Raw genomic sequence first — 13,573 nt, forward strand, 5'->3', positions numbered from 1 at the left:
TAGTTATGTTTAGGTGGATAAAGATGTTGTTTATATATATTTATTTTCTTTCCATTATTCCAGCTTTTTTTATAGAGTCAGAAAACCAGATTGTTGTAACAAGAGAAGCAGAAAAATCTATTAATATTAAAATTAAAAGAAAAGAAGCAAATATTTTCTGTCCCTTTATAGATACTTTATCAATTATTTTTTTTCCAAGAGGCTGAATTGTATAATATACAGCAGTTCCTCCAGCAGCAAAAATGAAACTTGTTTTAGGAGATATTCTTCCTTGGAAATTCATCCATTCATCTGTATAGTCCCATAATATTATTCCAAGACTATACTCCATAATATAGCTTCCTATGAGCTCAGCAACAGTAGAAAGAACTAAAATGAGTATAAATATTTTTAAAGGTCTCATGCTGAATTTGTTATTTTCATCAGATTCAACTATAAATTTTGAAATAACAATCATAATAATAACAGCACCAAAACCATATATTGGAATATAGGGACCAAAATTAAATCCTCTGTTGATAAAATATCCTTCTTCAACTGAGAATAGTATAGTTTCGTATATCCATCCTATAAGTGAATAAAGCATAAATAAAAAGAAATACATTCTCAGTTCATATTTTATTTTTTCTTTACTTGCCATTTTTTTGTATAATGAAAAAAATCCAAAGTAATTTAGTTATGGATTGATCTCAAAACACTTCCCCCCTTTGTTTTAATAAAACCCAAATATTATAAAGATAGCTTTATTAAAAGTATACCATTAAGGAGTGAAAAATCCTTCATAAATTTTATAAAGAAAAAATCCTTTCTTTAGTAAAAATAAGATTTATTTCTTTATTTCTAAATAATTTTGTATATAAAAATAAAAATACACTTTAAAAAATAACAAGAATATTAGAATATAATTATGACTATATGAATTGGCTAGCTGGTTAAACTAAAATAAAATTTATTTGACTTTATAATAGGGATAATCTATACTTTCAATATAATATTTGTAAAAAGGACTAAAGCTTTCACCATTTTAAGGAGGATCAAAGTGAAAACTGTCAAAGTAGTAGGGTTGATATCCAGTATAAGAGAAAAAAGTGCACAGTATATTAATAGTCAATTAAGAGAAAAAGAGATAGAAGGACTTATAAATAGTCATGGGACTATTCTTTCTATACTGTATGATTATGATGGAAAAATAACTATGAATGAAATAGGAAAAATAATTGGAAAGAAAAAATCTACACTTACAGATTTGATAAGAAAACTAGTAGAATTAGGTTATATTACAAGAGAAAAAAGTGAAAAAGATTCAAGAGCTGTTGAAATAAATCTTACAGAAAAAGGTTGGAAATTCAAACCTTTATTCGAAGAAATAAGTAATAATCTTTTAGAAAAAACATATAAAAATTTTAGTGAAGAGGAAAAAGAGACACTTATGCGTCTGCTTAATAAGATTAGAAAAAACTATCAAGAGTGAAAAAAAGATTGATAAAAGAAAGTTCAAGCTATAGGCTATTATTAGTTTATAGCTTTTTTATATGTTTGTATTTTCCTTGATTTTATTTTAAAAACATGTGTATAATAATATTAGACACTTTAGAAATAAATTAAGATTATTATAGTATATAAAAATAAAAAAAGGAGAAATTGTATGAAAAATTATTTTGATCGATTTGTTCTGGAGTTAGGATTTGGTTTAAATTTTTTAGCAGTAATTCTCATTAGCAAAAGTATTTTTGATAATAATAAAAACCTTATGAGGATAGTAGAATATCTATCAATGAGTAAAAGTATAATTATTTTTGCATACTGGGTATTAGATGATTACTATGGGATAAAATATTATTTAGGATATTTTCTATCTAATTTATTAGCTATGAGTATTACAAATTTTTTAATCAGCCCAAATATAATTCATGTCAATTTTAAATTTGTTCCTTTGATAGTATTTATAGTTGGATTATTTCTTGCAGTTATAAATTCGTTATTTTATCAAATATACAAATTAAATTCATATGCCAGTAAGAAAAATTGAAAAAGGTCTTAGTAAAAGCTAAGACCTTTCTTAAATATTAAAAATTATTTTTTTATATGACCCATTACTTCATAAATTAGACAGCCAGCAAGTTTTGCAGTCATGTTATCTATGTCATATACAGGGTTTACTTCTGCGAAATCTACACATACAACTTTTTCAGTTTCCATAAGAAATCTCAATAATCTTTTTCCTTTTTTAGGGTCTAACCCCATTACAACAGGAGCAGATACTCCAGGAGCTGTGCTTGCATCAAATACATCCATACAGAAAGTGACATAAACTATATCTACTTTTTTTATAAACTCTTCTAGTGATTTAATTATTGATTCCTCTGAACATTCTTCTTCTAAAATCAATACATTAAAAGCTTCGGCTGTTTTTATAAGTCTTTCTGTGTTTCCCATCTTTTGGAATCCTACTATTGCATATTGGGTATTTTTGTCATTATCCATTATTTCTTTGAATGAAGTACCAGAAGTTCTTCCTTTATCATAAGGTCTCATATCTAAATGAGCATCAAAATTTATTATTCCTATTTTTTTATCAGGATGAGCTTTTCTTATCCCAAGGTATGAGCCATAAGCTATATCATGTCCTCCTCCTAGCCCAATTGGAAAAATTCCTTTTTTAAGGACATCTGATATTTTTTCAGAATATTCTTTTTGAGCTTCTTCTACACTTTTCTTTTCAAGGTTTCTGTAATCATATACTTTTAATCCTTTTAGTTGTGGAAAAGACTGAATAGCTTTTCTAATTGCATTTGATCCACTTTCCGCACCTTTTCTTCCTAAGTTTCTTACTACTCCATCATCTGTATCATATCCTACAAAACATACTCCGCCAGCTTCCTGAGCTTCTTTTATTTCTTGTACTACCTGCCAGAGTCTAAGATCTATTTCCTCATAACTGTCCAATCTTCCATTCCATAAATCTTTCATTTAAATCCTCCTGTAAATATAATTATTTAGTTATATAACCATAAAAGATCTTACTGTTTTTACCAGAGACTTCAATGTTTTTTCCTTCTCCAACAGCTAATTCATTTTCAAGCAGAGACTTTCCAGAGATTTCAATTTTTCCAGAAATGCAGTAAACAAAAAATATTACTTCTTCTTCAAAGTTAATATTTTCACTGCCAGTGATTTCTTTGTAAAGAAAGTCTCCATCACAATCTTTAAGCATAAGGTTGAAGTCTTTAACTTTTCCTTTAGAACTAGTGTCCCAATCTCCAATAAATCTATCTATTTCATAGGGCATCAATGTAATATTATACCTATTTTTATGAGAGAGTTCCATTTTTCCTTCAAGTATAGAGATAATTCTTTTTATTCCTTCCAGTTTTGTAAATGTAGATTCCATAAGTTCTGTAGTTGCTATACTTATTCTAAATTTAAAATCTCTTTTTTGGTAATCTCCATCTTTAGGATAGATATACAATTGTGTAGTAGTTCCTCCACTCCACCTGCTTTCTTTAAAGGCATTACTTTTTATAATCTCAATCATTTATACTCTCCCTTTATAAATTTTCTTGATAGAGATTTACCATATAATCACTAAATAGTCAATACTTAAAATAAAAGTTTCAGATTCATTAAATAAAAAAGCGAGTGATTTAGAGACTGGAAATATAATTTTAAAACTTTTTTAATTTTTAAAGTTCTAAAATTTAATCTAATCTTAGATTACTCACTTTTCATAATTATTTATGTTTAAGAATAACTCTTCCTATGAGCTGTTGAGCCAGCATCTTATCTACTGAATCAGATATTTCATCAAGACTTACTTCTTTAATACCTTTTTCCAGATTTTCACCCTTCCATTTTTCAGCTAAAGTATCCCATACCTCTTTTCTTTTTTTCATAGGACATTGAACAGAATCTATTCCTATAAGTTTTACACCTCTTAAAATAAATGGATACACATTAGCAACAGGAATATCTCCTCCAGCTATATTTCCACAAGTAGTAACTACTCCAGCATACTTTAAAGATCTTATAGCAGTAGAAAGAGGATTTCCACCTACTGTATCAATTACCCCAGCCCATTTTTGTTTCAACATAGGCTTACCAGATTTATCATCTATTTCATCTCTCAATATACAAGCAGAAGCTCCAAGTTCTTTTGCATATTCAATACCTTTTTCATCATTTACTACAGCAGTTACACTATATCCAAGTTTAGTAAGAAATTTTACTGAATGGCTTCCTACACCGCCACCAGCACCAATTACCAGAATATCACCATCTTCAGGAGCTACCTCTTTTATTAATTCAAAAACAGATAGAGCAGAAGTAAAACCAGCTGTACCATATATCATAGCTTCTTTTAAAGAAAGGTTAGCAGGTTTTTTTACTACCCAATTTGCAGGAACTCTGACATATTCTCCAAATCCACCATCAGTATTCATACCTAAATCATATCCAGTGATGAAAACTTTTTCTCCTTTGATAAATTCAGAAACTTTAGAATCCTCTACAATACCAGCAGCATCTATTCCGGGAGTATGAGGATATTCTCTGGTTACTCCTCTATTTCCTATACAAGACAGAGCATCTTTATAGTTAAGTGATGAATATTTAACTTTAATTAAAACTTCTCCTTCAGGAAGTTCATCAATATCTCTTTCAACAATTTTTCTGATAAAAGTACCATTTTCTTCATAAATTCTTAAAGCTTTAAAATTCATTTTCCACCTCCATTTAGTACGGTATCGTACTTTTTATACATTGATTGTAATATTATTTTCTGGCAATGTCAAACCTTTCTTTTTTTTATAAATATTTTTTTAAAAAAATTCAGATGAAAAATTTGTTCTGAAGAACATTTTAAATATAAAAAAAGAACCATTCCTATTAGAAATTTCTAATAGGTAAGGTCCTTCTTATAAATTATTATTTTTTATATATTGTTGCAGTAAAATCATTGTAGTCAATTTCTGATACAAGCTTATACCCATATTTTTCTACATCAGGAAAATAAAGGGGGTTAGAAGCATGAGCTACCTCCACATGAGGTTTTAATTTAGAAATATATATTTCATCTATTTCATAATTATCAAGATAATATTTATAAATAGTATATCCACCACATATAAAGATATCTTTTCCACTATTTTTGTACTGCTCCATAATATCTTCAAGTTTAGAATCAAGAGTAAGCACAATTACTTCTCTGTTCTTTTTCATTAGATTGATAGGAACATATTTAGCTGTATTTTCTCCAAACAGAACTACATTTCCAATAGTTTTAGACTTATAATAATTCAGTTCCTCCATAGAATGCCATAGAAGCCCATTTCCTTCTGGAACTCTGTCTCCTATCAGATTATTTTCTCCTACACATACAATCATATTTAATTTAGGTTTATTCATTATATTGCCACCTCATAAGAAATCTTGTCTCCATATTGATAGGTTTCTACAACTATATCATCAGGTTTAAAATCATAGATAGACTTGAAATTTTCTATTTTTACAGTTGCCCCGTTTATAGAAGGTCTTTTTATCTGTTCTAAAAGTTCAGGCATATGTCTGTCATAGATATGTACATTATGAATATTCCATATGATTTCAGCAGGTTCTAATCCACACTCCATAGCTACTAGTTTATGAAGGATAGAATATTGGAATACATTAGCTACAAGTCCAAGAGCTACATCACAGCTTCTTTGTCTTACTTCAAGATAAAGTTTGCTTCCAATAACACTCCATTGAGTAAGATGAACACAAGGAGTCAGAGCCATTTTATCAAGATCTTCTGGTACCCATATTTCAGTCATTATTCTACGACTGTTAGGATTTTTTTTCAGTTCTTCTACCACATAATCAAGCTGGCTTCTATATCCAAATGTTTGTTTTGCTATCTGGTATCCATAAGCTTTTCCAATAGTACCATCTTCCATTTTCCATTCATCCCAGAATTTACATTTTAATTTATTTAATTCATCTACATCATTAGACTGCATTATCCATATCCAGTAAAGTTCTCTGATAGGAGCCTTGCTTGGAGCAAATCTTGTAGTGATAAGATGTGCTTCATCAGTAGAATTATCAAGTCTGAACTGATATCCTATATAGCTTTTATAATGGGCAGGAGTTCCATCAGCATATTTTGTTCTGACATTTCCTTCACTCCATATTCCTTTTTTATCTATAGTTTCAACAATTTCTTTGTATATTTTATCAAATTTAGCCATACTCAACTCCTTTGAATAATAAAATTTTATCGTTATATTTTATCATAAATTTATGATTATTACAAAGATAGAAATTTGATGTAGTTTATTAAGAAAATAAAAAATGGCAGAATCTCTAAAGAATGAAGGTTGATTTTTTATACAAAAACAAATATAATTATTGGATAGGGGTAACAAAAAAGTATTTTGGGGGTAAAATATGTTAATTGTTTTTTTATTAGTCAGTTTTTTTTCTTCGCTTGTAGGTTCGATATGCGGAATAGGTGGGGGAGTAATAATTAAACCTGTTCTTGATGCAACAGGAACTATGAGTGTAACAGCTATAAGTTTTTTATCAGGGTGTACAGTTCTTTCCATGTCAATTATTTCTGTAGCTAAAGCAATGAAAAATAGTACTGTAAAGATAAATACAAAGATTACTACCTGGCTTGCTATAGGAAGTGTGTTAGGAGGAATGACAGGAAAAGTCATGTTCCAGGTTGTAAAAGAAGTTCTTCAAAATGAAAATAGAACTGGAGCAGTTCAATCAATTGTTATGATATTTATAACATTGGGAACTCTAATATATACAGCTAAGAAAAATGATATAAAAACACATAATTTTGAAAATAAGATTCTATGCTTTATAATTGGAGTTATTTTAGGAATACTTTCATCATTTTTAGGAATTGGAGGAGGCCCTATCAATCTAGTGATATTGATTTTCTTCTTCTCTATGACTACTAAAGAAGCAGCTATTAATTCTATCTATATAATACTATTTTCACAAATAGCAAGTCTATTACATACTATACTTGCAAGAAAAATTCCAGAAGTAAGTGTTTTATATCTAGGACTTATGGTGTTGGGAGGAGTATGTGGAGGAATGGCAGGAAGTATAGTTAATAAAAAGATATCTGAAGAAAAAGTGGATAAACTTTTTATGGGGCTTATGCTGGTTATAGTATTCATAAATATTTACAATGCATATGTTTTTATGAAATAGAAATTAATATTCTCTAAATGGAACTACATTTAAAAATTACTCAAAAACATGAGGAGAAGAGAATGAAAATAGATTATGAAAAAAATATAATGGGAACAATATCTTTAGTAATAGGAATACTTCTGCTTATTGCCAGTGGATTGTCAGTTGGACTCTTAAAAATATGTTTGGTAAATTCTAGAAATGGGTGGTTTGTCATATTGGGTCATATCATGGTGCTTGTTATGATTGCCATAGCATTAATTGGACCAGCAGTTTCAGTAATGGGATTGATTTTTAGCGGAATTGGAATATTTGGTTCCTTTAAGAAAAAAAGATTGGCTTTTATTGGATTAATTATTAATTTACTCTCATTGATTGTCTGTATTTTAATATTTAAAGAAATGGGAATAAAATTTTAATAAAAAGAAATCTATTTCATATGCTAGGAGGAAAAAGATATGATTAAAGAAATAGCAGGGTTTGCCTATGATTGTAAAAATGCTGATGCATTAGCAGATTTTTATGTAAATTTGCTTGGTTGGGAAAAAATTCTTTCAGGAAATGGCTGGGCTGGGTTACGTTCACCTCAAGGATGGATTTTTGCTTTTCAGGAAGTTGAAGAATATATTCCTCCAATATGGCCATGGGAAGAAGGAAAGCAGCAGCAAATGGCACATATAGATTTTCTTGTTGAAAATTTAGAAGAGGGAGTTTCTCATGCTGTAAAGTGTGGTGCAAGGATATCAGAAATACAATATTTTGAAACATCAACAGTTTTATTTGATCCAGAGGGACATCCATTTTGTTTAAGTACAGTAAAGCAATAGTTTGATGAGTATAAATTTAATTTTAAAATATAATAAAGTAAGATATGATATCATATTTGAAATTTAAATAATAAGAAGAAAAATAAAAAGAGGTATGGATTTTTTCCATGCCTCTGATTTATTTTATATATTGATTTATAAACTGAGTAATAGCTGCTTCAGCTTTTTTTCTTTCATAGTCGTTATAGTATTTAGAATATGGATCAAGAAATCCATGAGAAGCATCGAATATTGTAATAGACACATTTTTTTTATATTGCAGTTCAGTAATTGTTGTTGATACATCAAAAGAATTTTCTTTTGCAAACAACAAAAGAGTAGGACAGACAGGATTTAAATCAGTATAATCTCTTATACGTGAACCATAGCATGCAATGATTCCACTGTATAAAGAATTTTCTCCACACCTCCATGCAATAGTAGCTCCTGCACTGAAACCTAAAAGAAATATTTTATTATATTGTTTTTTCAAACTATTAGCTAAATTATTTATTTCTGTATATTTATCAAAACCAACATTTTGAATAAAATAATTATACGCTTCATCAGATTCTTCGTATAAAAATGGAGTATGTTCAAGAAGATTAGGGCAAAAAATATCGAATCCCATTTTTTGATATTTTTGACATTGTTTTTTTATAAAATCATTAACTCCATATATTTCGTGAAGTAAGATAATTGCCTGTTTTTTATTTTTTTTATTTCTTTTCAAGTAGCCACCTCATAAAATATGAATTTTTATCTTGATGTTCTTTTATATTTCTTCTTAAAATTATACTATATTAATTTTTATTTGTCTATTTTCCTTCAATCTCATTTTTAGTTATATATTTTTTAATAAAATAGAAAATTTTCAGGATAAGAATGGATTTAATAATGAGCTAACATAATTTTTTTAAATTGGATACCAACATTTTTGTAAGGAATAAAGACAAAACAAAAATAAATAAAACATTTAATTTGTAAAAATATTGACATTTAAATATATTATTGGTATAATTCAAATGTCTAGACATTTGAACAATTAAATATCTGTATATGGTTTTAATATTCTTGACAAGTATTGCTACACTTTATACAATGTAGAAGAGTTTTAAAATTTGGATAGGGTGTGGTTTGTATGAAAAAATTAAAAAGTGATAGTCCAATCCCTCTTTATTATCAGCTCAGAGAAATCATAAGAGATAAAATAATGAATGAAGATTGGGGATATGGAACAGAGATACCTTCAGAATTGAAGCTTTGTGATGAGTTTAATTTATGCAGAGCCACAGTAAAACAGGCAATGGATGGTCTTGTAAATGAGGGACTTATTGTAAGGAAAAAAGGAAAAGGATCTTTTGTAGTCTATCAAAAGATTACAGAAAATTTTCTGCTAGAACCAGCTTTTAGCAAAAAAAGTGGAGAAGCAGGATTGAATGATTACTCAACAGTGATTTTTTCAGATTTTACAGAAACAGACAGAAGAATGCAAAAAGTATTGGAGCTAGAAGAGAATGGAGAAGTGTATCAAATAGAGAGGCTTCATTATATAGATGGAAAACCAGTTCTTTTAGATACACACTATATCAATCCTAAATGGGCAGGAAATATTTCAAAGGAAGATATTAGAGAAATAGCTGTATATAAATATATTGAAAATACCTATGAAAAAAGTTTTACTAATTATAAAATAGGAGTACAGGCAATAATGCTTGATCAATATGAAAAAGAGCAGCTTGATTTTCCAGAAATTCCCACAGGGATGGTAGTAGAATGTCTGTCATTTATAGGAAAAGAGCCTGTGGTATTCAACAGGAGAACTTACAGAGGAGATAGATGTGATCTTTGTTTAGAATTCATAGCTGTTAATCAAAAAATGGAAGTTGTCAATTCAGAGATTTCTATTGAAGAGAGAAATGGAAAACGTCATTAAAACCTTCATCAAGTATTGAGCTGCAAAATAGTCAAGAATAGCGATCTTTCATATACTACTTAATTTTAAGTGGGGGGATTATTATGTTAAAGAAGAAGATAGGATTAGCCAATAAGATATTGATTGGTATGATTCTGGGGGCAATAGCTGGACTTGTTATAGGACCAAAAATAACGGCAATAGCTGTCGTTGGGGATGTATTTTTAAGACTTCTTAGAATGTCAGTTGTACCTCTTATTTTTGCCAATGTTGTTTTGGCAGTAGCAGGTATGGGAGATTTGAGACGTCTTGGGAAGATTGGAGTTAAACTTGTTGTTATCTTTTTAGCTACAACATTTGTTGCAGCAGGTATTGGATTGTTTTCTGCTCTTGTGATAAAACCAGGGGTAGGATTTGTAATGACAGATGTCAGTGGAATAGTTGAAAAAGGGGCTCCTACTGTAAGCAGTGTTATTTTAGGATTTTTCCCTGTTAATATAATGCAGTCATTCTCAGAAGGAAATATGCTTCAGATAATTACTTTTGCTATATTTTCTGGTATAGCTATCCTTCTATTAAAAGAAGAGGACAAAAAACGTGTGTTGGATATGTTTGGAACTCTTTCTCGTTTCATAATGATGATATTGAAATTTGTTATGGGATTTACTCCATATGGGGTTTTTGCTCTTATGGCAACAACAACAGGAAAATATGGAACAGACATATTAGGACCTTTAGGAAAGTTTATAATTACTATTTACATTGGATTAATGATACATGCTTTTGTAGTTTATGGTGGAATGTATCTGGCAGCTTCTGGAAAGAGCCCGATTGCGTTCTATAAGAAAATAGCTCCAGTATGGACTACAAGTTTTGCTACATGTAGTACTGCTGCAACTATACCAGTATCTATAAAAGTTTGTGAAGATGAATTGAAATTGAAAAAAGATATAGCTGGATTTACTATTCCAGTAGGGGCAACAATGAATATGGATGGAAATGGACTTTGGTATGGAGTAGTAGCAGTATTTGTATCACAGGTACTGGGAATTGAAATGTCTTTATATCAAATGTTTATAGCTGTATTTACAGGAGTATTGATGACTTTAGGAAGTCCTGGTATCCCTGGTGGAATATTTGTTGCAACAACTATTTTCCTTACAACTTTAGGGCTACCGATAGAATTTGTAGGTCTTTTAGGTGGAATCTTCCGTATAATGGATATGGGAATCACTACTGTAAATGTAGTGGGATCTGTAGTCGTAGCTGCTGTATTAGATGCTGGTGAAAGAAAGAATGAGCAGAGAGAAGCAGTTGAGGAGGGATAATAATGAAAGAAAAAGTTGTGGGAATATTAGGTGGAATGGGACCAGAAGCTACTATAGATCTTTTTGCCAAAATAGTAGAAGAAACACATGCAAAATGTGATGAAGATCACTTGAGAATAATAGTGGACAATAATCCAAAAATGCCAAGCAGACAGGATGCAATCATGAAAGGGACAGAAAGTCCAGTTGCAGCTATGGTTGCTACAGCAGAAAATTTAAAAAAAGCGGGGGCTGACTTTATAATAATTGGGGCAAATACAGCACATTATTTTTATGACGAAGTTGCCAGTCAAGTAGATATACCATTTTTACATATAATAGATGAAGCAGTAAAAGAGATGATGCGTCAGGTGCCAGGAATAAAAAAAGTGGGGGTAATGGCAACTAATGCAGCTGTGAAGATTAAATTATATGATAAATGCTGTGCAAAGTTTGGAATAGAAGTAATAGCTGCAAAAGAGGAAGTACAGAATAAAGTACATGATACTATATTCGACTTTAAATACAATGGGGTTACAGAAAAAAATGTAAAAGATGCCACAGATTGTGCTGAATATTTTATAGAAAATGGAGCAGAGGCATTAATAATGGGATGCACAGAAATCCCAATTATATTAAAAGGAAAAAGTTTTACAGTGCCTCTTATAGATCCTAATGATATTATAGGAAAAGTGGCAGTAGCTTACGCAAAAAATAAATATGAATTATAAAAACAAGGTGGTTCAAAGCAATTTTGAGCCACCTTGTTTTAATTATTCAAGGCCAAGTTCTTTGAGTTTTCGATAAAAAGTTCTTCTGCTTAGTTTAAGAAGTTCAATAGCTTTTGATCTGTTATTGTTACATTTATTTAAAGCATCTATAAAAATGTCATGTTCATATTGTGTTACAGCATCTTTTAGAGAGGTATAATTTTTTATGAAATGATTATTAGTAGTTAAATTTTGAATATTTTCTTTTTCTTGTATAGATGCAGGAATATCTGTTAAAAGTATTGTGGAAGAATTGCAAAGGATAACTGCATATTCTATTGCATTTTTTAATTCCCTTATATTACCAGGCCATTTATAATTATAAAAATAATTATAAACATCAGAAGAGAAAATAAGAGATTTCCCATATTTTTTATTAAATTTTGAAAGGAAAAAATTAGATAATAAAATTATGTCATGTTTTCTATTTCTTAAAGGTGGAATATCAAGAGTTATGACATTTAAACGATAATAAAGATCTCTTCTAAATAATTTTTTTTCAATAAGCTCTTCAAGATTTTGGTTAGTTGCTGCAATTATTCTCACATTAATAGCAATATTTTTAGAACTTCCTATTTTTTCAATTTCTCCTTCTTGAAGTACTCTTAAAAGTTTTGCCTGCATAGATAGAGGGGTGTCGCCTATTTCATCTAAGAAAATAGTCCCTCCTTCTGCTAATTGGAATTTTCCAAGTTTTCCACCTTTTTTAGCTCCAGTAAAGCTGCCGTCTTCATATCCAAATAATTCGCTTTCAATAAGGTTTTCAGGTATAGCAGCACAATTTACAGTGATAAAAGGTTTATTATTTCTAAGACTATTTTTATAAATGAAATTTGTTAAAATTTCCTTACCAGAACCATTTTCTCCTCTTATGAGAACTACTGCATCAGTTTTTGCAACAGATAATGCTTTTGATATCAAATTTGAAAATTCAGGAGTATCACCTATAAAGTCAGAATTTTTAAGTTCTTGCTGTTCTTTTATCTGATTGCTAAATCCTTCTGCAACATCAGATATTCTTTTAACTTCATCATTTAATTGTGTGATTTCAGTAATATCTTTAAATATAGAAAAAGCTCCTTCAAAACTACCATTATTAAACAGAGGGAAAAGACGGATAGATACATATTTTTTTAAAGACTTAATATAAGTTTTTTCCTTTGAAACTGCTTTTTTTGTTTTTAAAACTTTTATTAATTCTGTATCTTGTTCAATGTTTTGGATATATTTTCCAATGATTTTTCTTTGAGGAATATTAAGGATTTGACTATATCTTGAGTTGGTATAAAAAATTCTTCCAGTGGTGTCTATAATAATAACTGCTTCTTCAATATTGTCTAAAATATTAAAAAATTTTATATTTTTAAATTTTTCTATTAAGAAAATAAGAAATTCATTTTTAATTTTTCCAACAATATCATTGTTTTGATTTATAATATAAGTATATTCATCCTTTAGATTAATATCTTCAATTGATAATAAAGAAACCAGAGTTTCTTCATTGAGATATTTTCCTAAGGATTTTTCAAAATGGGGAGACATGATATCAGATAATTTCATAAGATGAACCTCCTTAATAAG

At 29.2% G+C, this 13,573-nt stretch carries 16 protein-coding genes; 8 read left to right on the forward strand and 8 right to left on the reverse strand.

All coding sequences use genetic code 11. The annotated features are described in order from the left end of the window. Nucleotides 1–40: 40 nt before the first annotated feature. On the reverse strand, nucleotides 41–604 hold the full coding sequence (locus tag C4N20_RS07585) for a putative ABC transporter permease (RefSeq protein ID WP_231940490.1): 564 nt from the start codon (nucleotides 602–604) through the stop codon (nucleotides 41–43). A 435-nt stretch (nucleotides 605–1,039) separates the two neighbouring features. Between C4N20_RS07585 and C4N20_RS07590 the strand changes: the two genes are divergently transcribed. Further along, nucleotides 1,040–1,471 carry a MarR family winged helix-turn-helix transcriptional regulator gene (locus tag C4N20_RS07590; protein ID WP_005978686.1) on the forward strand — a complete coding sequence of 144 codons (432 nt, stop codon included), beginning with the start codon at nucleotides 1,040–1,042 and terminating at the stop codon, nucleotides 1,469–1,471. Between the two features lie 174 nt (nucleotides 1,472–1,645). Beyond that, the gene (locus C4N20_RS07595) at nucleotides 1,646–2,029 is read left to right on the forward strand and encodes a hypothetical protein (protein ID WP_005978688.1); all 384 of its coding nucleotides are present in this window, start codon (nucleotides 1,646–1,648) and stop codon (nucleotides 2,027–2,029) included. Nucleotides 2,030–2,073: 44 nt separating this feature from the next. On the opposite strand, the gene hutG is transcribed toward C4N20_RS07595, so the two are convergent. The 5 genes from hutG to thyA all read right to left on the reverse strand — a co-directional run bounded on the left by hutG (nucleotide 2,074) and on the right by thyA (nucleotide 6,227). Beyond that, on the reverse strand, nucleotides 2,074–2,970 hold the full coding sequence (gene hutG, locus C4N20_RS07600) for a formimidoylglutamase (RefSeq protein WP_005978689.1): 897 nt from the start codon (nucleotides 2,968–2,970) through the stop codon (nucleotides 2,074–2,076). Between the two features lie 22 nt (nucleotides 2,971–2,992). Continuing rightward, entirely contained in the window at nucleotides 2,993–3,535 is a 543-nt protein-coding gene (locus C4N20_RS07605) for a HutD family protein (protein ID WP_005978691.1), read from the reverse strand. 196 nt (nucleotides 3,536–3,731) lie between these two features. Then, the gene (locus C4N20_RS07610) at nucleotides 3,732–4,718 is read right to left on the reverse strand and encodes a YhdH/YhfP family quinone oxidoreductase (RefSeq protein WP_005978693.1); all 987 of its coding nucleotides are present in this window, start codon (nucleotides 4,716–4,718) and stop codon (nucleotides 3,732–3,734) included. 205 nt (nucleotides 4,719–4,923) lie between these two features. Continuing rightward, nucleotides 4,924–5,403, reverse strand: coding sequence for a dihydrofolate reductase (locus C4N20_RS07615; protein ID WP_005978695.1), 480 nt, complete (start codon nucleotides 5,401–5,403; stop codon nucleotides 4,924–4,926). Further along, entirely contained in the window at nucleotides 5,403–6,227 is an 825-nt protein-coding gene (gene thyA / locus C4N20_RS07620; protein ID WP_005978696.1) for a thymidylate synthase, read from the reverse strand. The genes C4N20_RS07615 and thyA overlap by 1 nt, the downstream gene beginning before the upstream one ends. Before the next feature lie 199 nt (nucleotides 6,228–6,426). Here thyA and C4N20_RS07625 point away from each other — a divergent pair, with 199 nt between their 5' ends. The 3 genes from C4N20_RS07625 (at nucleotide 6,427) to C4N20_RS07635 (ending at nucleotide 8,021) form a co-directional block, all read left to right on the forward strand. Then, nucleotides 6,427–7,212, forward strand: coding sequence for a sulfite exporter TauE/SafE family protein (locus tag C4N20_RS07625; protein WP_005978699.1), 786 nt, complete (start codon nucleotides 6,427–6,429; stop codon nucleotides 7,210–7,212). Between the two features lie 62 nt (nucleotides 7,213–7,274). Then, a complete protein-coding gene (locus tag C4N20_RS07630; protein ID WP_005978701.1) occupies nucleotides 7,275–7,613 on the forward strand; it encodes a hypothetical protein in 339 nt (112 codons plus the stop codon). 39 nt (nucleotides 7,614–7,652) lie between these two features. Beyond that, a complete protein-coding gene (locus C4N20_RS07635; RefSeq protein WP_005978703.1) occupies nucleotides 7,653–8,021 on the forward strand; it encodes a VOC family protein in 369 nt (122 codons plus the stop codon). Between the two features lie 118 nt (nucleotides 8,022–8,139). On the opposite strand, the gene C4N20_RS07640 is transcribed toward C4N20_RS07635, so the two are convergent. Then, entirely contained in the window at nucleotides 8,140–8,733 is a 594-nt protein-coding gene (locus C4N20_RS07640) for a dienelactone hydrolase family protein (RefSeq protein WP_005978705.1), read from the reverse strand. Between the two features lie 408 nt (nucleotides 8,734–9,141). Between C4N20_RS07640 and C4N20_RS07645 the strand changes: the two genes are divergently transcribed. The 3 genes from C4N20_RS07645 (at nucleotide 9,142) to cuyB (ending at nucleotide 11,953) form a co-directional block, all read left to right on the forward strand. Then, nucleotides 9,142–9,936, forward strand: coding sequence for a GntR family transcriptional regulator (locus C4N20_RS07645; protein WP_005978707.1), 795 nt, complete (start codon nucleotides 9,142–9,144; stop codon nucleotides 9,934–9,936). 83 nt (nucleotides 9,937–10,019) lie between these two features. After that, nucleotides 10,020–11,243 carry a dicarboxylate/amino acid:cation symporter gene (locus C4N20_RS07650; protein ID WP_005978709.1) on the forward strand — a complete coding sequence of 408 codons (1,224 nt, stop codon included), beginning with the start codon at nucleotides 10,020–10,022 and terminating at the stop codon, nucleotides 11,241–11,243. A gap of 2 nt (nucleotides 11,244–11,245) precedes the next feature. Then, nucleotides 11,246–11,953 (forward strand): cysteate racemase, encoded by a 708-nt coding sequence (gene cuyB, locus C4N20_RS07655; RefSeq protein WP_005978711.1) that lies wholly within the window; start codon nucleotides 11,246–11,248, stop codon nucleotides 11,951–11,953. A gap of 42 nt (nucleotides 11,954–11,995) precedes the next feature. On the opposite strand, the gene C4N20_RS07660 is transcribed toward cuyB, so the two are convergent. After that, entirely contained in the window at nucleotides 11,996–13,552 is a 1,557-nt protein-coding gene (locus C4N20_RS07660) for a sigma-54 interaction domain-containing protein (protein ID WP_005978713.1), read from the reverse strand. Nucleotides 13,553–13,573: the final 21 nt, after the last annotated feature.

Source organism: Fusobacterium ulcerans (assembly GCF_003019675.1).
Taxonomy (GTDB): Bacteria; Fusobacteriota; Fusobacteriia; order Fusobacteriales; family Fusobacteriaceae; genus Fusobacterium_A; species Fusobacterium_A ulcerans.